General features: G+C 68.0%; 26 protein-coding genes. 3 read left to right on the top strand and 23 right to left on the bottom strand.

The features are described 5' to 3' along the window. Window positions 1-83 precede the first annotated feature (83 nt). From GO308_RS17100 to GO308_RS17020, 17 genes are all read right to left on the bottom strand, one after another. The gene (locus GO308_RS17100; protein WP_240886272.1) at window positions 84-1,763 is read right to left on the bottom strand and encodes a M56 family metallopeptidase; all 1,680 of its coding nucleotides are present in this window, start codon (window positions 1,761-1,763) and stop codon (window positions 84-86) included. Then, window positions 1,760-2,131: a BlaI/MecI/CopY family transcriptional regulator gene (locus GO308_RS17095; protein WP_066482100.1), complete on the bottom strand. Its 372-nt coding sequence runs from the start codon at window positions 2,129-2,131 to the stop codon at window positions 1,760-1,762. Before GO308_RS17095 ends, GO308_RS17100 begins: the two co-directional genes overlap by 4 nt. 401 nt (window positions 2,132-2,532) lie before the next feature. Continuing rightward, window positions 2,533-2,856 (bottom strand): Grx4 family monothiol glutaredoxin, encoded by a 324-nt coding sequence (gene grxD, locus GO308_RS17090; RefSeq protein ID WP_066482097.1) that lies wholly within the window; start codon window positions 2,854-2,856, stop codon window positions 2,533-2,535. 6 nt (window positions 2,857-2,862) lie between these two features. After that, entirely contained in the window at window positions 2,863-3,102 is a 240-nt protein-coding gene (locus GO308_RS17085; RefSeq protein ID WP_066482089.1) for a BolA family transcriptional regulator, read from the bottom strand. A 2-nt stretch (window positions 3,103-3,104) separates the two neighbouring features. Further along, window positions 3,105-3,428, bottom strand: coding sequence for a DUF1476 domain-containing protein (locus tag GO308_RS17080; protein WP_066482085.1), 324 nt, complete (start codon window positions 3,426-3,428; stop codon window positions 3,105-3,107). 222 nt (window positions 3,429-3,650) lie between these two features. After that, a complete protein-coding gene (locus GO308_RS17075; protein WP_240886271.1) occupies window positions 3,651-4,652 on the bottom strand; it encodes an NADPH:quinone oxidoreductase family protein in 1,002 nt (333 codons plus the stop codon). Then, on the bottom strand, window positions 4,615-5,244 hold the full coding sequence (gene leuD / locus GO308_RS17070) for a 3-isopropylmalate dehydratase small subunit (protein WP_240886270.1): 630 nt from the start codon (window positions 5,242-5,244) through the stop codon (window positions 4,615-4,617). Before leuD ends, GO308_RS17075 begins: the two co-directional genes overlap by 38 nt. Next, window positions 5,244-6,098 (bottom strand): N-acyl homoserine lactonase family protein, encoded by an 855-nt coding sequence (locus GO308_RS17065; protein ID WP_240886269.1) that lies wholly within the window; start codon window positions 6,096-6,098, stop codon window positions 5,244-5,246. Before GO308_RS17065 ends, leuD begins: the two co-directional genes overlap by 1 nt. 331 nt (window positions 6,099-6,429) lie before the next feature. Next, window positions 6,430-6,570, bottom strand: coding sequence for a hypothetical protein (locus GO308_RS17060; protein ID WP_240886268.1), 141 nt, complete (start codon window positions 6,568-6,570; stop codon window positions 6,430-6,432). Between the two features lie 4 nt (window positions 6,571-6,574). Continuing rightward, the gene (leuC, locus tag GO308_RS17055; protein WP_240886267.1) at window positions 6,575-8,023 is read right to left on the bottom strand and encodes a 3-isopropylmalate dehydratase large subunit; all 1,449 of its coding nucleotides are present in this window, start codon (window positions 8,021-8,023) and stop codon (window positions 6,575-6,577) included. Window positions 8,024-8,069: 46 nt separating this feature from the next. Continuing rightward, window positions 8,070-9,038, bottom strand: coding sequence for an NAD(P)-dependent oxidoreductase (locus tag GO308_RS17050; protein ID WP_240886266.1), 969 nt, complete (start codon window positions 9,036-9,038; stop codon window positions 8,070-8,072). 75 nt (window positions 9,039-9,113) lie between these two features. Next, window positions 9,114-9,587: a hypothetical protein gene (locus GO308_RS17045; RefSeq protein ID WP_240886265.1), complete on the bottom strand. Its 474-nt coding sequence runs from the start codon at window positions 9,585-9,587 to the stop codon at window positions 9,114-9,116. A gap of 7 nt (window positions 9,588-9,594) precedes the next feature. Continuing rightward, window positions 9,595-10,920, bottom strand: a complete 1,326-nt coding sequence (locus GO308_RS17040; RefSeq protein WP_240886264.1) for a LysM peptidoglycan-binding domain-containing protein — start codon at window positions 10,918-10,920, stop codon at window positions 9,595-9,597. An 87-nt stretch (window positions 10,921-11,007) separates the two neighbouring features. After that, window positions 11,008-11,679 (bottom strand): 3-oxoacid CoA-transferase subunit B, encoded by a 672-nt coding sequence (locus GO308_RS17035; RefSeq protein ID WP_066482065.1) that lies wholly within the window; start codon window positions 11,677-11,679, stop codon window positions 11,008-11,010. 12 nt (window positions 11,680-11,691) lie between these two features. Further along, complete coding sequence (locus GO308_RS17030; protein WP_240886263.1) at window positions 11,692-12,084, bottom strand: type II toxin-antitoxin system VapC family toxin; 393 nt, start codon at window positions 12,082-12,084, stop codon at window positions 11,692-11,694. Beyond that, a complete protein-coding gene (locus GO308_RS17025) occupies window positions 12,081-12,341 on the bottom strand; it encodes a type II toxin-antitoxin system prevent-host-death family antitoxin (RefSeq protein ID WP_276616651.1) in 261 nt (86 codons plus the stop codon). The genes GO308_RS17030 and GO308_RS17025 overlap by 4 nt, the downstream gene beginning before the upstream one ends. 39 nt (window positions 12,342-12,380) lie before the next feature. Continuing rightward, entirely contained in the window at window positions 12,381-13,088 is a 708-nt protein-coding gene (locus GO308_RS17020) for a CoA transferase subunit A (protein WP_240886261.1), read from the bottom strand. Window positions 13,089-13,340: 252 nt separating this feature from the next. Here GO308_RS17020 and GO308_RS17015 point away from each other — a divergent pair, with 252 nt between their 5' ends. Genes GO308_RS17015 through GO308_RS17005 form a run of 3 tightly spaced genes read left to right on the top strand, consistent with a single transcriptional unit; the run spans window position 13,341 to window position 16,910 of the window. After that, the gene (locus GO308_RS17015) at window positions 13,341-14,780 is read left to right on the top strand and encodes an NAD-dependent succinate-semialdehyde dehydrogenase (RefSeq protein ID WP_066546934.1); all 1,440 of its coding nucleotides are present in this window, start codon (window positions 13,341-13,343) and stop codon (window positions 14,778-14,780) included. Window positions 14,781-14,827: 47 nt separating this feature from the next. Further along, a complete protein-coding gene (locus GO308_RS17010; RefSeq protein ID WP_066482059.1) occupies window positions 14,828-15,244 on the top strand; it encodes a hypothetical protein in 417 nt (138 codons plus the stop codon). Window positions 15,245-15,254: 10 nt separating this feature from the next. Beyond that, window positions 15,255-16,910 (top strand): thiamine pyrophosphate-binding protein, encoded by a 1,656-nt coding sequence (locus GO308_RS17005; RefSeq protein WP_240886260.1) that lies wholly within the window; start codon window positions 15,255-15,257, stop codon window positions 16,908-16,910. Here GO308_RS17005 and GO308_RS17000 read toward each other — a convergent pair. The 6 genes from GO308_RS17000 to GO308_RS16975 all read right to left on the bottom strand — a co-directional run bounded on the left by GO308_RS17000 (window position 16,907) and on the right by GO308_RS16975 (window position 20,979). Next, window positions 16,907-17,686, bottom strand: a complete 780-nt coding sequence (locus GO308_RS17000; protein ID WP_240886259.1) for an alpha/beta fold hydrolase — start codon at window positions 17,684-17,686, stop codon at window positions 16,907-16,909. The two genes, GO308_RS17005 and GO308_RS17000, sit on opposite strands and share 4 nt — an antisense overlap. Window positions 17,687-17,850: 164 nt before the next feature. Further along, window positions 17,851-17,994: a hypothetical protein gene (locus GO308_RS16995; protein WP_197417084.1), complete on the bottom strand. Its 144-nt coding sequence runs from the start codon at window positions 17,992-17,994 to the stop codon at window positions 17,851-17,853. 10 nt (window positions 17,995-18,004) lie between these two features. Next, the gene (locus tag GO308_RS16990) at window positions 18,005-18,364 is read right to left on the bottom strand and encodes a hypothetical protein (RefSeq protein ID WP_240886258.1); all 360 of its coding nucleotides are present in this window, start codon (window positions 18,362-18,364) and stop codon (window positions 18,005-18,007) included. 69 nt (window positions 18,365-18,433) lie between these two features. Then, window positions 18,434-18,604 carry a CsbD family protein gene (locus GO308_RS16985; RefSeq protein ID WP_066482053.1) on the bottom strand — a complete coding sequence of 57 codons (171 nt, stop codon included), beginning with the start codon at window positions 18,602-18,604 and terminating at the stop codon, window positions 18,434-18,436. Between the two features lie 75 nt (window positions 18,605-18,679). Then, entirely contained in the window at window positions 18,680-19,933 is a 1,254-nt protein-coding gene (locus GO308_RS16980) for a lipase (protein WP_066672788.1), read from the bottom strand. A gap of 44 nt (window positions 19,934-19,977) precedes the next feature. Continuing rightward, complete coding sequence (locus tag GO308_RS16975) at window positions 19,978-20,979, bottom strand: alpha/beta hydrolase (RefSeq protein ID WP_240886322.1); 1,002 nt, start codon at window positions 20,977-20,979, stop codon at window positions 19,978-19,980. Between the last annotated feature and the right edge of the window lies 1 nt (window position 20,980).

The following is a 20,980-nucleotide window of genomic DNA, read 5'->3' as shown; positions in this document are numbered from 1 at the left end:
GGCCCCGGTTGCGACGACAGCGGGCCATGGGGTGCCCCGCCGCCGCGCTGTCCCCTCCCCAGGGGAGGCGGAAAGCGTGTCGATCAGTCCTCGTCGCCGTCGATCTTCTCGACCTGAAGCTCCTTCAGTGCCTGATCGATGCCGGCCAGCGCCTCGCGCCGCTGTTCCTCGCTGAGCTCGGACTGATGTTCGATGGTGTTGCGCGCATGCTTCAGGCCCCACATCGCGCTCTGGATGCCCATGCGCGCCGAATTAAGCGCGAAGACGCGGGTGCGCTCGGCCTTGCCGGCGGCATCCTTCGCCATCCACTCGATCCGATCCTTGCAGATGATCGTCGCGGGCTTCTTGGCGCCGCCCTCACCGGTTTGCAGGTGGATGACCGGGGCCTTGCCCTTGCCGCAATCGCGTTCGACGATCTCGGGCAGGTTCCGTTCCACTTCCCGGGCGAGCCGTTCGGCATCGACGGCCTTCAGCGCCGCCGAGTCCGCCAGCTTGCGCAGTTCGGCGATGTCCTTCCCGTCCATGGTCATGAACGTCGTATGCTCCTCGCCCTCGGGCGTGCGGACCACGACGAAGCGGCGCTCGATCTTCTTGATCTTCTCCGGGGCTTCCGGGGCCTCGGGCGCTTCGGGTGCCTCGGTTGCTTCGGGCGCGGCCGCCGGGGCGGGCGGAGCCGGCGGGGCGGACTGCAGCGCGACCGCCGACAGCCGCGTCAGATCGGCGCCGATCGTGGCGCTCACCCGCTCGCGGACCCGCTCGGCCGCGGCGGTGCCGGACGCGGTGACGAACAGCCCGGCCATCGCCAGCGTCGTCAGGCTGAGCGTGCCGCCCACCAGCTGGCCGCGAGTCATCTTCCTGTGCTTTGTCAGCATCTTCAGTCTCCCTTTGATGTCGTTTATGGTATGGAGGTGGCAGGCAGCCGACACCGCGCCGCCATGCGCTGATTTGACGATCGCGCGGCCATAGGCGTGGCGCAGGTCGGGCGCGCGGCCGGCCAGGACATAGGCGTCGCAGGCCATTTCCTGATCGGCGCGGAACGCCTTGAACGCGCGCCAGGCCAGCGGATTGAACCAGTGGAGCGCGAGCATCGCCAGCGCCACCCAGTTGGCGACGAGGTCGCCGCGCTGGTGGTGGGTCAGCTCGTGCGCCAGCGCCAGGTTGCGCTCGACCGGATCGTAACGCTCGGCGAAGTCGCGCGGAAAGGCGACATATTTGCGCCAGATGCCGAAGGCGAGCGGGCCGCTGGTCGCCGCGGTCTCGATCACCGTCACCCGTCCGTCGGCGACCAGGCGCTTGCGCCGCGCCTGGGCATGGACCCGCGCGCAGAAGCGGCTGTGCGAGACGAGATGATAGGCGAGAAACGCGACTGCGCCGACCAGCCAGAGCGCACCGACCAGGACTGCGATGCTCGGCCCGTGCGGCGTGGCGACGGGGGGCAGCACCGCGATCTCGACTGGGCCGTGGGCCATCACGATCTTCGCGTCCAAGATCGACTGGCGGGCGAGCTCCAGCGACAGATGCGCGGGATTGAGCACGCCGACCGCGACGCCGCCGTCGCTCATGCCGCTGACCGCCGGCGCGATCAGCTGGCTGAGCCGCCAGTCGCCGGGCAGGGGCGGCAGGAACAGCCGCAGCACCGGCAGCGCCCACAGCGCATAGGCGACCGAAGGGCCGAAGGCGCGGCGCACCGGATCGCGCAGCACGAGGACGAGCAGCATCAGCAGGCTGGAGGCGATCAGCGCCTCGACGATCCACGCGATCATTGTTTCAGCTCCTTCAGCAGGGCCTCGATCTCGGCAATGTCCTGGTCGGTCAGCGCGTCGCGCTCGGCGAGGTGCGCGACCAGCGGGGTCAGCCGGCCGCCGAACAGCCGGTCAATGAAGCGGCGCGATTCGCCCTCGACATAATCCTCCCGCGCAACCAGCGGGCGATAGAGGTAGCGGCGACCGTCGGCCTCATGCGCGATCACGCCCTTGGACAACAGCCGGCCGAGCAGCGTCTTCACCGTGTTGGCGGTCCAGTCGCGCGCAGGCGCGACGCGGTCGACGACATCCTGGGCGGTGAGCGGACTTTCGTCCCACAACACCTCCATCACGCTATGTTCGGCGTCGCTGATCCGTTCCTGCGTCATCTGTTCGTTTCACCCCATCCGGCCAATCGACTCGCGGCCTGTCGACCACAGCCGTAATCGTATTGATTACATCTGTAGTCAACCGGCTGAACCGCGAATGAACGAAACGGTCGGGAAATGACCGGATGGCGACTGACGGCGGGGCCGGGGATCAGTCGCGGCGGTTCGGGAGGCGCTGTCGGTGGGTTTTACAGCCGGGGCACGGCCGGGAGGGGCGTTAACGATCGCAAACCGCATCTGGCCGTCATTCGTGCCAATTGGCACGGATGGTGCGGGACAGGGGGACAGCCGAGCGCAAGGACGGCTTCAATCCGGCGGGCCGATGCCCCCCCGATCTCCGTATCGGCCCGCCATCCCGCTTCATTCGACGATCAAGCGCCCGCCGGAGCAGGCGGGTACGTTCAGCCCTGCGCCTTCGCGCCGAGCAGCTCGGCGAGCTCGCCCGATTCGTACATTTCCATCATGATGTCGGAGCCGCCGACGAACTCGCCCTTCACATAGAGCTGGGGGATGGTCGGCCAGTCGGAATATTCCTTGATCCCCTGGCGGATGCCCTGATCCTGGAGCACGTCGACGCTTTCAAACGGCGTGTCGAGATGCTGGAGGATGGCGACCGCGCGGCTGGAAAAGCCGCACTGGGGAAATAGCGGGCTGCCCTTCATGAACAGCACTACGTCATTGGTCTTCACGATCCCGTCGATCCGGGCCTGTGCGTCGTCGGTCATGTCACTTCACTCCTGTACCGGCGCGGCGGTGGTCAGTTGCAGCGCGTGCAGCACGCCGCCCATCCGCCCGCCCAGCGCCGCATAGACGGCCTGGTGCTGCTTGATCCGGGGCAGCCCCCGAAAGGTTTCGCTGACGACGCGCGCGGCATAATGATCGCCGTCGCCGGCAAGGTCGGTGATCTCGACCCGAGCATCGGGAATGCCCGCGACGATCAGCGCCTCGATCTCTGCGGCCGCCATCGGCATGGCTATTTGGCTTCCATCAGCTGGCGGCGGGCTTCGACCTCCATGTCGGCCAGTGCCGCGCGCACCGTCGCATCGTCGATCGCGACGCCGGCGGCGGTCAGGTCGGCGATCAGCTTGCGCACCACATCCTCGTCGCCGGCTTCCTCGAAATCGGCCTGGACGACCGCGGTCGCATAGGCTTCGGCTTCCTCGCGCGTCAGCTTCATCTGCTGCGCGGCCCATTGCCCGACCAGGCGGTTGCGCCGCGCGTGCACGCGGAACAGCATCTCCTCGTCGCGGGCGAATTTCGCCTCGAAAGCCCGTTCGCGGTCGTCAAAAGTGGTCATCGGTCAGCAGCGCCCCATGATGGATGTTCCGCCCCGGAAATAGGCACCGTGCCGGAGAAGCGCAACGGCGCGTGGGTGGTTAGAGGGTGACCCGCGCTTTTCGTCACCCCGGGCCTGACCCGGGGTCCCGCTGTTTCTCGCGCCGGATCAGGCAGCGGGACCCCGGCGCAAGGCCGGGGTGACGGTAAAATCATTGAAATGGCGAGGACTTTAGACCACGCCTCAGCCGCCGACGCGGACCACCAGCTTGCCGATCGCGTCGCGCGACGCCATTTTCGCGATTGCCCGGCCGCCCTCGGCGAAGTCGAATACCTCGGTCACGCGCGGACTGATCCGCCCTTCCGCCCACAGGCGGAACAGATGGTCGACATGCGCCTGGTTGGCGGCGGGATCGCGCGCGGCGAACGCGCCCCAGAACACGCCGCAGACATCGCAGCTCTTGAGCAGCGTCAGGTTGAGCGGCAGTCGCGGGATGCCGGCGGGGAAGCCGATGACCAGATAGCGTCCCTCCCACGCGATCGAACGCAGCGCGGGTTCGGCATAGTCGCCGCCGACCGGGTCATAGATGACGTTCGCGCCGCCGGGACCGGTCGCGGCCTTGAACTGATCGGCAAGCGCCTTTGACTGGTCCTTGTCAAACGGCGCGCGGGCATAGACGATGACCTCGTCCGCGCCGGCCGCACGCGCGGCCTCGGCCTTGGCCTCGCTCGACACCGCCGCGACGACGCGTGCGCCGAATGCCTTGCCCAGCTCCACCGCCGCCAGCCCGACACCGCCCGCTGCGCCGAGCACCAGCAACGTGTCGCCTGCCTTCAGATGCCCGCGGTCGAGCAAGGCGTGGATGGTGGTCGCATAGGTGAGGAGCAGCGCCGCGCCGTCCTCGAAACCGCGATCATCGGGCAGGCGATAGAGGCGGCTTGCGTCGATCGCCATGCGCTCGACCAGCCCGCCATGGCCGACGGTTGAGATCACCCGGTCGCCGACCGCCCAGCCGGTCACGCCCTCGCCGACTAACGAGACGACGCCCGCAATCTCGCTGCCCGGTGCAAAGGGGCGGGGCGGCTTGAACTGGTATTTGTCCTCGATGATCAGGACGTCGGGATAGTTGATCGCACAGGCGCGGACATCGACCACCACTTGCCCCGCGCCCGCGACCGGATCGGGCAGCTCGGCCAGTTCCAGGGTTTCAGGTCCGCCCGGTGCCTTCGACAACAATGCCCGCATGTCCGCCTCTCCTGCCGATCCACGGGCGTGCATCGGCGACCGCGGATTCATATTTCGAAATCGCGGTATCCTTTGACAGGGTCAGCGCGATTTCGTCCAGCCCTTCCATCAGGCATTGGCGGCGAAACGGGTCGAGGGTGAAGGCGAAGCGGTCCTGAAAGGGCGTGGTGACGGTCATCGTCTCCAGATCGACAGTGATCGGCTGGGTACGGGCGACCTCGATCAGCCGGTCGATCGCTTCCTGGGGCAAGGCGACGGTGACGATCCCGTTCTTGAAGGCGTTGCCGGCAAAGATGTCGGAAAAGCTGGGCGCGATCACCGCGCGCACGCCCATGTCGTTCAATGCCCAGGCGGCGTGCTCGCGGCTGGAGCCGCAGCCGAAATTGTCCCCCGCGATCAGGATCGGCGCGCCGGCATATTCGGGCTCATCGAAGACGTTACCCGGTTCCGCGCGCACGGTCTGGAACGCGCCCCTGGCCAGGCCCGACCGGGTAATCGTCTTCAGCCATTCGGCAGGGATGATGACGTCGGTGTCGACATTGCTCGCGCCCCAGGGATAGGCGCGCCCGGCGACGGTGCGGACCGGCTCCATCACTCGGCCGCCCGGGGGAAGGCGGGCAGCTTGGCGATGTCGGCGGGCTCGTGCTGGATGATGACGGTGGCCTTCAGGTTCTTCGCCATCGCCTTGAACCGGTGGATCGAGGCGAGCGTATCGGCGCGGTCGGTGTTGAAGGTGGGCACGCCGTCGCTGTCGTAATTTTCCTGGAAATGGCTGAGGTCGCCGGTCAGCAGGAACCGCTTGCCGCCGGCGAGGCGCACCAGCAATCCGTGATGGCCCGGCGTGTGGCCCGGCAGGTTGAGCATGACGACGCTGCCGTCGCCGAACACGTCCTTGTCGCCGCTGATCGGCTCGGCCTTGCCGGTGCCGCTGATCCAGTTGGCGACGGGGGCGGGGTTGGTGCCGGGCGCACCGGCCTTCAGCGCATCGAAATCGCCCTTGCCGATCAGCAGCGTCGCGGCGGGGAAGCTGCCCGCCTGGCCGATATGGTCATAGTGATAATGGCTGATGCCGACCATCTTCACCGCGTCCGGCTGCACGCCAAGCTCGGCAAGCTGCTCGACCACCGTTTTGGTCACGGTGGCGGCGATCGGTGCCTTGGGGTCGATCGCCGCGCCCTTGAGCGCCGCGGGCAGGCCGGTGTCCCACAGCAGATAGTCGGCGCCATGCTGGATCAGATAGCAGCTCGACGTCAGCCGCTTCGACTGGCCGGTATAGGCCTGGGTATCGGAAAAGACGTTGAGATTGTTGGCGACGACGCTGCCGCAATCGAGCCGCCACAATTTGACCGGGGCGGGGGCGGCGGGTGCCGTCGACTGGCCGACCAGCGGCGCGGCAAGCGCGAGTGCAGCAATGGCGCCGAGCGTGGAAGTCGCGAAATGCCGCATGGTCATTCTCCTTGGGTGCCGGTGGAAGCCAGGCCTTGTTTCAATCAAACCCACCCACTCATCCCCTACTCAGAGGCTGACCGGGAATAGGCGTCGTTGCAAAACCTAGCCCTTTACTTTTCGTCACCCCGGGCTTGACCCGGGGTCCCGCTTCTTCTCGCGCCGGATCAGGCAGCGGGACCCCGGCTCAAGGCCGGGGTGACGAGAAAATTGCAGCTCGTTCCTCGATCAAACGCACTTTCCAAATCAGTCTCTCAGGATGAGCGGGGGTAGGGAAATTGCGTAAACCAGCGACTAAATGCCGCCTTTCCGAAAGCGGGCGGAAAGCGCTTCACAGCTCAGCGCGCTCACCCTCCGCCCGCTCCGCTTGGCGCACCTCGCCACGCTTCACCGTCCCGGCATAGCCGGCATAGGCCGCCGCCAGCCCGCTGATGATCGTGCCCGCGAACAGCAGCACCATGACCCGTTTCATGCCTTCACTCCCCTTCACCCGCGCGAGCCAGGTCGCGCACATCGGTCAGCCGGCCTGTCACCGCCGCCGCCGCGGCCATCACGGGCGAAACCAGATGGGTTCGCGCGCCCGGCCCCTGCCGTCCTACGAAATTGCGATTCGAGGTGGAAGCGCATCTTTCGCCCGGCGGCACCTTGTCCGGGTTCATGCCCAGGCACATCGAACATCCCGGCTCGCGCCATTCAAAGCCCGCATCGGTAAAGATGCGATCGAGCCCCTCGGCCTCGGCCTGATGCTTGACCAGCCCGGATCCCGGCACGACCAGCGCCTGGCGGATGCCGTCGGCGACGCGCCGCCCGCGCAACACCGCGGCGGCGGCGCGCAGATCCTCGATCCGGCTGTTGGTGCAGCTGCCGATGAAGATGTGCTCGACCGCGATGTCCTGCATCCGCGTGCCCGGCGTCAGCCCCATATAGGCGAGCGACTTGCGCGCCGCCTCGCGCTTGGCGGGATCGGCGAAGCTGTCGGGATCGGGCACCGCGCCGGTGATCGGCACGACATCCTCCGGACTCGTGCCCCAGGTCAGCGCCGGCGCGATGTCGCTCGCGTCGATGTGCACCGTGCGGTCATACCGCGCACCCGCATCGGTCGGCAGCGTGCGCCAATAGGCGACCGCGCGGTCCCAGTCATCGCCGGTCGGGGCGAGCGGGCGGCCCTTCAGATAGGCGAAGGTCTTGTCATCGGGCGCGATCAGCCCGGCGCGCGCGCCCCCCTCGATCGACATGTTGGCGATGGTCAGCCGCCCCTCGATCGACAGGTCGCGGATCACCTCGCCGGTATATTCGATGACATGGCCGGTGCCGCCCGCCGCGCCGATGCGGCCGATGATCGTCAGGATGACGTCCTTGGCGGTGACGCCGAAGCCGAGCGTGCCGTCGACGCAGACTTCCATCGTCCGCGACTGGCTGAGCAGCAGCGTCTGGGTGGCGAGCACATGCTCGACCTCGCTCGTCCCGATGCCGAAGGCGAGCGCGCCCAGCGCACCGTGCGCGGCGGTGTGGCTGTCGCCGCAGACGAGCGTGGTGCCGGGCAGCGTGAAGCCCTGTTCGGGGCCGACGACATGGACGATGCCCTGCTCGCGCGCGGTTGCGTCGATATAGCGGATGCCGAATTCGGGCGCATTGCGGCGGAGTGCCGCGAGCTGCTCGCGGCTGGCCGCGTCGGCGATCGGGATCGGCTGGCCGGCGGCATCGACGCGCGCGGTGGTCGGCAGATTATGGTCGGGTACCGCCAGCGTCAGGTCGGGGCGGCGGACCGGCCGTCCGGCGCTGCGCAACCCCTCGAACGCCTGGGGGCTGGTGACTTCGTGCACCAGATGCCGGTCGATATAGATCAGGCAGGTGCCGTCATCGCGCCGTTCGACGACATGATCGGCCCAGATTTTCTCGTAAAGGGTGAGCGGACGGCTGGCCATGCGCCGCGCCTTAACCATTTGCTGCGCGCGTGCAAGCGCGGGCGCATCATTCTTGCGGGGCGAGCGGGCGCTCCTTGGGGCTGACATAGCGCGGGTCGTGCGCGAAGGGCAGTCGCGCCCCGTTACGCAGCGCCGCCAGCACCGCGGCGAAATCGGTGTCGAAGCCAAAGCCGAGATCGCGCTGGATCGCACCCGAATCATAGACGCGCCCGATCGTGTCGGGCAGCCGCCAGCCGCGCGCGGCATAAAGCGCGGGTGCGTCAGGGAAATGCCGCGCGATCACCGCGGCGGCGTCGCGCTTCAATTCGGTCGCATCGGCACGCGCGAAGGGCGTGGGCGCGGAGACGATGTAGGTGCCAAAGCCGACAAGCGGCGCGGCGTCCAGCGCGGCGACATGCGCGCGTGCCGCATCCTCCACAGTCAGGCGGCGGTTGAGGAACTCGTTGGCTTTCAGATTCTCGCCGGGCGGGTCGCCATGCGTGTCGTCATCCTCCGGAAAGAAGCGCCCGGTGCGCAGCACGACGACGTTGAGGCCATGTTCGAGATGGGCAAGGCGGCACAATTGCTCCGCGGCGTATTTGGTCACGCCATAGATGTTGCGCGGTTCGATGGGCCCCGAGCTTTCGTCGAGCCACACCGCCGCATCGCCCGCTTCGTCGCGGATGGCGCGGGAGATCATCAGCGACGTGGTCGAGGTGAAGACGAAGCGGTCGTGCCCGGCGGCCCGGGCGGCCTCCAGCAGGTTGAGCGTGCCGGTCACGTTCACGTCGATGAACGCCTGCGCCGGATAGCGGGCGATATCGGGCTTGTGCAGCCCGCCGGCATGGATCACCGCCTCGATCGCATGGTCGGCAAAGGCGCGGTCGATGACGGCGCGGTCGGCGACCGATCCGATCACCTGCGTATCCGCCCCGGGCGCGACGTCGACCCCGACGACATGATGCCCTGCGGCGCGCAGCAGGGGGGCAAGAAAACGGCCGAGCCAGCCCGACGATCCGGTCAGCAGGATGTTCATGGCCGCGTCCCTACCCGCGCGACGCCGCGCCGAAAAGCGGGAACATGTCGCGATTGCGTGGCCGTTGGTATCGGGTCAGTCGGCGACCGACACCTCATAGGCTTGGCCGGTGGTGCCGATCGGATAGACCGACGCGCTGAAGCCGCCTTCGACATAGAGTACCTGGCCACCCGGCAGCGCTGTCACGAACTTCTGTGCGAAACTGTCGAGCCGCGACCATCGGCCCAGCTTTTCCAGCTCGGGCCGGGTCACCATCATCGCCGTGACCGAGGCGCAGGGTTCTTCCCAGAACAGCGTTTCGGGATCGTGGCCGGCATAGACATAGCGGATGTCGCACGCCGGTGCGCCGCGCAGCACGAAGTCGCGCTTGCCGAGGATGCGTGACGTTCCCGCCGGGGCCGGGGGCTTGGCCGCGGCGGGCGTCGTGTGAGGCGCGCCCGCGGGCTTGCGCGCCTGGGCCGCGCCGGCGTCGTCGCCGGCCGAGCAGGCGGTGGCTGCCATGCACAGCGCCGCAACCCATCCGACCGGCCGCACGGGGCCAGGTGCCATCACGCGGCTAGTCCGGGTCGAATTCGACATGCAGATGGTTGTTGCTCGCATTGGCAAAGGTTTCAAACAGAACGTCGTAGCGGTCGCCCAGGATCCGCTGCACCTCGTCACGCAGGGCATGGCCCTGCGCCACGCTGATATTGTTGCCCCGGAAATCGAGCGCCTCGTTCGAATAGTGCAGCGATGCGGTGCCGTGGCGGCTGTCATTGCCCGAGGTGATGACCGGCGTCGGCAGGCCGAGCCGTTCGGCGGCCTGTGCCACGGCACGGATCGCCGGTGCCATTTCGGATGCCAGCCGGTCGATGCGGACACCCGGTTCCTTGATCGCCACACCCGCCTCCGCGGCGAGGCGGCGGCCGTCGAACGCGCCGGGCGGCTTGCGAAGGGGTGAGGGTTCGGCGGCACCGGGCAGGGCGACCACATAGTCGCCAGGCCGGTATCGCTGCAATTCGGGCACCGTGCCGTGGCGGTGGATCGCGTCGCCACGGCCCAGCACCGGGCCGTCCAGCGCCATGATCCAGCCCAAATTGTTGGCGCTGGAATAATTGGGATTGGCGTAGTTGAGGTGCGATCCGATCGACGATGCGCGGCCCGCCGCGCGCTCGGCGAGATAGCTGTCGACCAGCTGGTCGACCCGTGCGCTGATCCGGCTGGCCGGGATGTCGTCCACCGAATTGCGACCGTCGCGGCGCGACACCGGCCCGTTGATGTCGGAAAACTGGTTATAGGCGTTGACGACGTCGGCGACGCTGTCGCCCCATCGCCCCGACACCGTGCGATTGAGGATCGTGTCGATGATGCCATGCGCCTGCGCGTCGCCCGCCGATTGCACCCATTCGGTCTGCAGCGTCTTCTTGAGGTCGACGATATCGGCGGCGCTGAGCGTCAGCGTGCCGTTTTCGACGCGCGTCGTGCCGGCGACGGGTGCGACGGCGCCGGCGTGCGCGGGGCTGGCCGCAGCGGGACGCTCGGCAACCGGGATGCGCAGCACGTCGCCCGGATAGATGCGGTCGGGATTGGCGATCTGCGGGTTGGCGGCAAGCAGGCCGTCGATGCCGACGCCCGCGCGTCGCGCGATCGCGCCCAGCGTGTCCCCCTGTTGCACGACATGGTTGCGACCCGCCCCGTCCGGCAGGACCAGATCGTCGCCGGCGCGGATGCGGTCGGGATCGCGGATGCCGTTGATCGCCGCCAGCGTCGCGACATCGGTGCCATGGCGCGCGGCGATGGCCGACAGGGTCTCGCCGGGGGCGATGCGGTGGATGGCCGGCGGTGGCGGCGGTGCCGACGCCGACAGGGACTGACCTTCACGCGCTGCGATCGCACCGACCATGGACCCACTCCTCGATACGCGAGGGGGGCAGGCATCCCATATCGTCTCGTGTCCGTCTCTAGTCGGACCGACTAGGCGCGGGCGCGGTCATGCCGGGGTGAGGGCGACCTCGTACTGCGCGGTGGTCCTGGCCGCGACTTCGTCGGCGGTGACGCCCGGGGCCAGCTCGATCAGGCGGAAGGGCGATTGATGGTCGGGGCGCTCGAACACCGCCAGGTCGGTGATGATCATATCGACGACGTTCCGGCCGGTCAGGGGCAGCGTGCATTCGGGGATGAACTTCGCGCCGCCGTCCTTGGCATTGTGCTCCATGACCACGATGATGCGCTTGACGCCGGCGACCAGGTCCATCGCGCCGCCCATGCCCTTGATCATCTTGCCCGGGATCATCCAGTTGGCGATGTCGCCGCCCTGGCTCACCTCCATCGCGCCGAGCACGGTCAGGTCGATATGCCCGCCGCGGATCATCGCGAAGCTGTCGCTGCTCGAGAAATAAGAGGAGGAATCAAGCTCGCTGATCGTCTGCTTGCCCGCATTGATCAGGTCGGGATCGACCTCGTCCTCATAGGGGAAGGGGCCGATGCCGAGCATGCCGTTTTCGGACTGGAGCGTGACTTCCAACCCCTCGGGAATGTGGTTGGCGACCAGCGTCGGGATGCCGATGCCCAGATTGACGTAATAACCGTCCTCCAGCTCACGCGCGGCGCGCGCGGCCATGTCGTCACGGGTCCAGCCCTTTGTCGCCACCACTTCGCTCATCTGCTCGCGCTCCTACCAATATTGGGAAATACCGAACTCGGCCATTTTCGAATCGTTGCTGATCAATGCGAGGTTTTCGAGCCGGGCCTGCGCCGCCAGGAGCCGGTCCCACGGGTCGTTGTTTGAGGAGATGAAGCCGCCCGCCAGATCGGCGTGGTCCGCCGTGAGGGGCAGCAGCGCGAAGCCTTCTTCGACCGCGATCTCCGCCACACGACCGGCATAGGGCGCCGCCGATGGCAGCTTGCCGATGCGGAACTTGGTCGCGATCTCCATCGCGGACACCGGCGAGACATAGACGTCGATCGTCCGGTCGGCGATCACGTCGAACGACGTCATGGTCAGAAGCTCCGCTTCGCCAAGCCACCAGATCAACGCATGGGTATCGAGCAGGAAGCCGCGGCTCATGGTGTGTGGCGATCACGCATCGCCATGCCGAGATGATCCTCGGGCAGCGGATCCCAAAAGCCGTGATCGAGGATGCCCTTGACGCCCGGGTCGGCGAAGCGCCCGGGCGTGCGCCGCGCGGGCGGCGGCGGGTTGAGCGGCACCAGCTTCGCGATCTCCACCCGGCCGCGCGCAATGATGATCTCCTCGCCCGCTTCGACGCGGGCGAGCAGGCGCGACATGTGCGTTTTCGCTTCGTGGACAGTGACGGTTGCCATGACTAAGTTACTTAGTCCACCTCCCGAGGTTTCACAAGCTCACGCCGCCTCGCGCTGGCGCACCGTCCTGAACTCGATCTTCTTGTCATAGGGCGCGCCGACGATCATCCGCTTCACATAGATGCCGGGCAGGTGGATCGCGTCGGGATCAAGCGCGCCGACCGGCACGACTTCCTCGACTTCGGCGACGCACAGGTGGCTGGCGGTGGCCATCGGCTGGTTGAAGTTGCGCGCGGTCTTGCGGAAGACGAGGTTGCCGGCTTCGTCGGCCTTCCACCCCTTGATGATCGACAGGTCGGCGACGATGCCGCGCTCCAGGATATATTCCTGCCCGTCGAAGACCTTCACTTCCTTGCCCTCGGCCACTTTCGTGCCGACGCCGGTGCGGGTGTAAAAGCCGGGGATGCCCGCGCCGCCCGCGCGGCAGCGTTCGGCGAGCGTGCCCTGGGGGCAGAATTCGACCTCGAGCTCGCCCGACAGATATTGCCGCTCGAACTCCTTGTTCTCGCCGACATAGCTGGAGATCATCTTTTTGATCTGGCGCGTGCGCAGCAGCTTGCCCAGCCCCTCGCCATCGATCCCGGCATTGTTGGAGACGAAGGTCAGCCCCTTCACCCCCGACGCCTGGATCGCGTCGATCAGCCGTTCGGGAATGCCGCAAAGTCCGAAGCCGCCGGCGCAGATCAGCATGTCGTCGCGCAACAGCCCCGCGAGCGCGGCCTCGGCATCGGGATAGAGCTTGTTCATCGCGGACTCCCTCAATTGCGCCCGCCGGATAGGCGCGGCCGGCGCGCGCGGTCAAGCGATGCCTGTCCGGCTTTAACGCAACCTTGCGGTGGTGCGCCGAAGCGAGCGCGGGCGGCCGGCGATCGGCCGAATGCGCTCGTTTCAGCTTGGGGTGCGGCCGACGCACCGGCGCTGTCCATCCGCCCCCCTCGCATCGCGATTGCGCTTGGCCTATCTGGGGTGCCCAGCCCACCGCCTGCCGAAGGACGCACCATGCCCGACCAAGCCTATGACGCCGACCTGAAGCTGTTCGTCGCCGGGGCATGGCAGGCGGGCGAGGGGCGCGACACGCGGCCGGTGGTCAATCCCGCGACCGGCGATGCGATCGCCGAGGTGCCGCTCGCCTCGTCCAGCGACCTCGATGCGGCGCTCGACGCCGCCGACCGGGCGTTCGCGCCCTGGCGGGCAACCGATGTCGAGGCGCGGGGCGCGATCCTGCACAAGGCCGCGGCGCTGATGCGCGAGCGCGCCGACCAAATCGCCGCACTGCTGACGCGCGAACAGGGCAAGCCGATCGCCGAGGCGAAGGGCGAGGTGATGGGCGCGGCGCAGATGTTCGATTTCTATGCCGAGGAGGCCAAGCGCGCCTATGGCCGCGTGCTGGTGCGCCCGACCGGCCAGCGGTCGATCGTCATTCCCCAGCCGGTCGGCGTGACTTTGGCGCTCAGCCCATGGAACTTCCCGGTCTATCTGATGGCGAAAAAGCTCGCGCCGGCACTCGCCGCCGGTTGCTCGGTGATTGCCAAGCCGCCGGAGGAAACGCCGGCGTGCACCAGCGCGATCCTGCGCTGCCTCGACGATGCGGGGTTACCCAAAGGCACCGCGCAATTGGTGTTCGGGGTGCCCGATACGGTCAGCCGCCACCTGATCGCCTCGCCGGTGGTGCGCAAGGTCAGCTTCACCGGATCGGTGCCGGTCGGCCAGCACCTGCTCAAGCTCGCCGCCGACGGCGTCAAGCGCACGACGATGGAGCTTGGCGGCCATGCGCCCGTGCTGATCTTTGCCGATTGCGACCTGGAAAAGACGCTCGACATGGTCGTGCCGCAAAAGTTCAGGAACGCCGGCCAGGTGTGCGTCAGCCCGACGCGCTTCTATGTCGAGGCGTCGATCTACGAGGCGTTCCTCGCGGGGTTTGCGGAGCGCACCGCGCGGCTGCCGGTCGGTGACGGGTCGGACCCCGCCAATCGCATGGGGCCGCTCGCCAATATCCGCCGCCCGGAAGCCGTGGAAAAGCTTGTGGCGGATGCGCAGGCGAAGGGCGCGCGGACTCTGGCCGGGGGGGAGCGGTTCGGTGACGGCGGCTTTTTCTTCCGCCCGACCCTGCTCGCCGACGTGCCGGTCGAGGCCGACATCATGTCGAACGAACCGTTCGGCCCGGTCGCGGTCAGCCGGTCGTTCGAAACGTTCGATGAGGTGATCGAACAGGCCAACCGCCTGCCCTATGGCCTGGCCGCCTTCGCCTTCACGGAAAATGGCCGGCGCGCCAACCTGCTCGGCGACGCGCTGGAGGCCGGCATGGTGGGCATCAACAATTTCGCGATCAGCAGCGCCGATGCGCCGTTCGGGGGCATCAAGCATTCGGGCTTCGGCAGCGAAGGCGGGCCGGAGGGGCTGGCGAGCTATCAGGTGACCAAGGCGATCCATCAGGCCTGAGCCATGTCGGTTACGATTTGGCAAAATATTGCTGCTACCGAGTCGCGATGGACGCAAGATTCGAAATCGACGTCGACCCGTCGCGCAACCTTGTCCGTCAGAAGCTGGCCGGCTTTTTCGGCCCGGACGATATTGCGCGGTTCGTTGCCGCCCGTAACGCCGCGCATCGCCGGCTGACCTGTGGTCCCAACCAGCATGTCACGCTGGCCGATGTGCGCGAGATGAAGATCCAGCCGCAGGAAATGGTGCAGGCGTTCGGATCGGTGCTCGCCGATCGCAGCCAGCAGTCGCGCAAGCTGGCCTTCGTCTTTTCCTCCTCGCTCGCACGGATGCAGCTGCTGCGCGCGGCCGAGCGGCGCGATGCGCGTTATTTCACCAGTATCGCAGAGGCCGAAGCGTGGCTGATGGCCGACGACGATCCGGAGGATGCGGCGCCGCTTTGCAGGGAAGCCGCTGCCCGCTAACAAGCCGGGCATGACTGAACCACGCAGCGGCGGCCGCATCCTGGTCGACAATCTGGTCGCGCAGGGCTGCGATCGCATCTTTCAGGTGCCGGGCGAGAGCTTTCTGGCCGTCCTCGACGCGCTGGTCGACGTGCCGGCGATCGACGTCGTCACCTGTCGCCAGGAGGGCGGGGCGGCCTTCATGGCGTGCGCCGACGGCGCGCTGACCGGGCGGCCCGGCGTATGCTTCGTCACCCGCGGGCCGGGGGCGACCAACGCCAGCATCGGTGTGCATGTCGCGATGCAGGATTCGCAGCCGATGATCCTGTTCATCGGCGATGTCGATCGCGGGATGCGCGACCGCGAGGGGTTCCAGGAAGTCGATTTCGTTGCGATGTTCGCCCCGCTGGCCAAGCTGGCGCTGAGGATCGACGATGCGCGCCGCATCCCCGAATATGTCGCGCGCGCGTTCAGCGTGGCGATCAGCGGCCGGCCCGGCCCGGTGGTGATCGCGCTGCCGGAAGACATGCTGAAGGATGTGGTCGAGGCGGTGGATCGGCCGCGAGTCGAACGGCATCCGATCGCCCCCGACCCCGATAATTTCGCCGAAATGCTCGATCTGTTGCGCAAGGCCGAGCGTCCGGTGGCGATCGTCGGCGGGGCAGGCTGGGACACGGCGACCGGCGCGGCCTTCGACTGCTTCGCGCGCAGCTGGGGCATCCCGGTGGCGGCGGCATTCCGGCGGCAGGACGCGATTTCCAATGACTCGCCGGTCTGGGCAGGCAATCTCGGCTATGGCCCCAACCCCAAGCTGGTCGCGCGGATCAAGGCCGCCGATGTCGTGCTGGCGATCGGCGCCCGGCTGGGCGAGGCGACCACCGACAGCTACACGCTGATCACCCCCGATCACCCCGGCCAGACGTTGATCCACATCCACCCCGATCCGGCGGAGCTGAACCGCGTCTATCGCGCCGATGTCGCGATCTGTGCCGATGTGCTCGAAGCTGCGAACATGCTGGCGCGCGCCGAGCCGCCTGCGACACCGCACCCGTCAGCCGCGCAGGCGCGGGCCGACTATCTCGACTGGACCACCCCCACGCCCCGCGACGGTGTAACGCTGGACCTTGGCCAATGCGTGCTGGCAATGCGCGAGCGGATCGCGGCGGTGGACGCCGTGATCTGCAACGGCGCAGGCAATTTCTCCGGCTGGTGGCATCGCTATTGGCGCTACGGCCCCCATGGCAGCCAGCTTGCCCCGACCGCCGGCGCGATGGGCTATGGTGTGCCCGCCGCCGTCGCCGCCGCGCGCCGTTGCCCGGACAAGACCGTCGTCGCGGTGGCGGGCGACGGCGATTTCCTGATGAACGGGCAGGAACTGGCGACTGCGGTCCAGCATGGCGTCGACCTGATCGTCATCGTCGTCGACAATGGCGGCTATGGCACGATCCGCATGCATCAGGAGCGCGACTATCCGGTACGGGTCAGCGGCACCGAATTGCGCAACCCCGACTTCGCCGCACTCGCCCGCGCGTTCGGCGGCTGGGCGGAGACGGTCGACCGCACCGCCGATTTCGCCCCCGCGCTCGACCGCGCGCTGGCCGAGCGCGGCGTGCGGCTGTTGCACCTTCGGACGGATATCGAAGTGATCACGCCGGGCACGACGATCACCCGGCTGCGCGACGCCTAACGCCGGATCGACGCCAGGAAGCGTTCGACCGCCATCCAGTTGGCCGGCGCGCCGGCGGCGTTGCGCGCGGCGATCAGCGTCGAGCTGCCATGCACGCCGGTTTTCGGCTCGGCCAGCGTCGCACCGCCGGGCACCGCCGCGGCGATGTCCCGTGCCGCCTTGAGCTCGCCCGCGTCGCTTGCCGCGGTGACGAACACCGGTGCCTTGACCCGTGCCGCCGCATCCCGGACCAGCCGGGGCGACCCCAGATACTCGCCGGGCGAGAATGCGAGCACGCCCGCGACCTTGTCCGCATGATCGGCGGCGACCAGAAACACGAGGGCGGCCGAGTAGCTGCTGCCCCAAAGCAGCACCGGCGCGTCGCCCGGCCGCGTATCCGCCCAGGCGACCGCCGCGTCGAGGTCGGCGCGGGCCTCGAGATAGTCGCGCGTCCCGCCCAGCGCGCGCACGGTTTCGTTGCGGCCGAACAGGTCGCCGCCCGACCGCTGGTCGATCGCCAGCGAGCTGTAGCCCAGCTCGGCGAGGTGCGGCTGGATGGTCGCATATTCGTCCTTGCTCGACCCCGCCTGGTGGAACAGCAGGATCAGCCCGCGCGCGTCGGTCACCTCGAGCAGCCGGCTCGTCACCTTCACCCCGTCAGCCGCGGTCAGGCCGATCGTCCGGGCGGCGGTCGGCGCGAGTTCGGAGGCCGCGACGGCCGCGTCGGCGGCGGGCGGGCCCGCATCGGTACCGCATCCGCCCAGGATCAGCACCGCGGTGAGGGGAAGCAGACGCATGATGCGCTCCGATGGCCAGGGTGACAGAATGATATCGCTGCCGGGGCGGGTTTCGATCGACATCTTGCCCCCGCCACGACAACGGGGCGCCGGACGAAGGATCGTCCGACGCCCCGTCGCAGGTCGTCAGGCCAGGCGGTCATCCCCGCCGGGCGGTTGGCGGATCAGTCGCAGCACGGCAGGCCGCAGCACACGCCGATGGCGCAGCAGGCTGCGTGTACCGCAGTGCCGACGGCGCCGGGCGCGGCCGCATAGGCCGAGCTGGCGGTGAAGAAAAGGCCGATGGCCCCGTATTTCAGATAACGCATGTCAAATTCCTCAAATGGTCGATTGGGTGATCGCTGCGTCTTGGCCGCGCGGCGGGGGTGGATCGGGACTGGCCGGAAAGCGTGCCGGGTCGCGGCTGTGGATGATGGCATAGGATACGGGCGCGAAGGGTGCGGCGTGATCGACCGGGTTCGCGCGGACGAAGCCGGCATGACAACCGGCGCAGGCGACGTCGCACGCCGCCGACTGTCCGGGCTCGTCGTCCGGACAGCAGGAATTGGTGCAATCGGGCCGGACCGGCGCGGCTTCGACCATGCCCATATGCGTCGGCGCCATATGAAAAGACGCCCCCGCCGCGCCGGTCGGCGCGAGCAGGAGCGTCGTTATCAGGATCAGGACGCCCCAGCGCATATGCCTGCCTATCATGCCGCGGGTTTCGCTGCAAAACGGGCCGGGGTTACCGCGCCGGGGGATTTTTCGTCAGATGTCGTCGCCGAGCGCGCCCTTCACCTTGCCGGCAAACTGCTGGGCCTTGCCCTTGCCTTCCTGGGCCGCGCCCTCGGCGCGCGTGTCGGGATCGTTCGACTGCTGCTTGGCCTTGCCCAACGCTTCGTTGACGTTGCCTTTGATCTTGTCGGTCAGCTCGCCCATGGCGGAACTCCTTTCGGGTTGTGGTCGTGATGGTTGATCAACGGCCCGTCCCGATCGGAGTTCCGGGGAGCGGCGTCAGCTCGCCGACAGATATTGCCGGATATAGTCGGTCGACGTGCTGACCCAGCCGAGCTCCAGGTGATTGACCGCGACGGTCACGCTGCCGCCATGGGTGGTGATCCCCTGGATGTCGCGGCAGCTTTCGATGAACACGACGCCGTCGGACGGCCCGGTATGTTCATTGTGGAGCAGCGCGATATCGGGCTGGTTGCCGCAGACATTGTGGACGCGCACGCCGGCGGGCGAGGGCGCGTAGCGGATGGTATCAACCAGCGAGCGGCTGAGATAGGCGTTGAGGCCCGGCCCGGCGCTGTAGAAGCCGGTGCCGCCGTAAAAGGTCGTGTACCAGTCCTGCTCATAGGTCGGCAGCGCGAACCGGCCGACCCAGGATTTGAGCAGTTGCGCCGATCCCGGGAAATAGGCCGAGCCATAGGTCCATTCCGCGCCCGAGCGCCACAGGCCATAGCAGACCAGCGAATCATGCGGGGTCGGGCCATTGATGACGCCGCCGCACGCCGGATAGACGGTCAGGCTGAACGTCCAGCCGTGGCGGAACGACAGGTCGATGCCGTTGTTCGCGCTGCCCAGCAGGATCAGCCGGCGGACGTCGCCGCGATAGGCGGTGCCCCATGTCTTGCGGACGCCGGAGATGTACATGCGCGCGTTCGACGCGGCTTTCGACCAGGCGACGACGTCGACCGATGTCGCCCCGGTCCGCGATTTGATGATCGCGATCGCATCGGCGATCTGTTCCGACCAGAAATAGCCGTCGCCATTCTTATGCGGCAGGCCGAGCGCGAACACCTTGTAACCGTCCGCCGACAGCGTCTGCATCAGCCCGGTCGAGGGGCAGGTCGGCCGGCCGCAGCCATAGCCACCGGCTTCATTGGGGTCGGCCCAGGCGAGGTCGGCGTCCTGGTTGGCGCCGTGTACCAGCAGCACCGGGGTCGCGCGCGTGCCGGTGTTCCATCCCGGCGCGTAATACATCAGGAATTTCGACGAATGCGGCTGCGGCGTGCCGAACGCGGTCGCGCGCTGGCCGCTCTGGTCGCCGCGCCCGTCGGTGGGAAAGGCTTCCTGGGTGAAGCCGGTGGCGTTGTCGCGCCATCGCTCGATGCGCACCCAGCCATTGGCGATGCCGCTCGAATAGGTCGCCTCCAGCGTGGTGCTGCCCGCCGATGCCGGCGCGGCGGCACCGGCCATCGACATCGTCACTGCAATCGTTGTCCACAGGCGGCGCCAGCCGCGTGCAATCCGGGTTCCCGTCATGGCCTCTCACTCCTGTTGTGGTTCGGCCGGTGTCCCCGGCTCTGCTAGATGATGCGCATCGCCTGTCCCATCGCCTGGGCCAGCTCGCGGCGCATCGCCTGCGCGCAGTCGAGGATGCCGAAGGACAGGAAGGCGTGGATGGTCGATTCAATGCATTCGTAGCGGCTGGCGACGCCGGCCTCGATCAGCCGCAAATGATAGGCATGGGCCTCGTCGCACAGCGGGTCGTGCCCGGCGGTCACGATCATCGCCGGGGCGAGGTCCGCGGGGATGTCGCCGATCAGCGGCGATACGCGCGGGTCGTCGGGGCGGGCGGGCGTGCCGGTCAGATAGACGTCGCGCGCGAAGTCGATGCCGGCATTGGCCAGGAAATAATCGCCCGCGCCGAAATCGCGGCGCGAGGCATAATCCGCATGGTCGGCGGTCACGTCGGTCATCGGATAGACCAGATATTGCGCGCGCAGCCCGCCGACCCCCGCCTGCGCGATTTCGCGGGCGACCACGGCCGCCAGGTTGCCGCCCGCGCTGTCGCCCATCACCGCGACGCGGGCCGGGTCGCAGCCGATCGTCGCGGCCGATCCCATCAGGAATCCGGTCGCGGCCATCGCATCGCTCAGCCCGGCGGGAAAGGGATGTTCGGGAGCGAGCCGATAGTCGAGGCTGAGCACCGCGACCCCGCTCAGTGCGGCGAGCGACGCGGTGAGCCCATCATAGGCGTCGATGCCGCCGAGCGACCAGCCGCCGCCATGCAGGAACAGCACCACGCCGGGGTCGGCCCCATCCGGCGCGGCGGGGCGATAGAGCCGCGCAGGGCGGTCTCCGGCCCCGCCGGGCACGGTCAGGTCGACGACCCGTTCGGGGCGCAGATCGCGATCGGCACCGCGAAAGGCCGCGAACACCGCGTCGGCAAAAGCGCGCGATCCGGCCATGCCCTGTTCGACCACGCGCGGCAGCCATTCCTGCTTCATGGCGTCATAAGCGCGCAGCAGCGCCCGGCTCTGCGGGTCGAGCGTGTCCATGTCGGCCGCCACCGCCTCGCGTCGCACG

The organism is Sphingomonas sp. SFZ2018-12 (assembly GCF_022496715.1).
In the GTDB taxonomy this organism is placed as follows: Bacteria; Pseudomonadota; Alphaproteobacteria; order Sphingomonadales; family Sphingomonadaceae; genus Sphingomonas.
The sequence above is the reverse complement of the archived record's forward strand: the minus strand, read 5'-3'. Positions and strand labels throughout refer to the sequence as shown.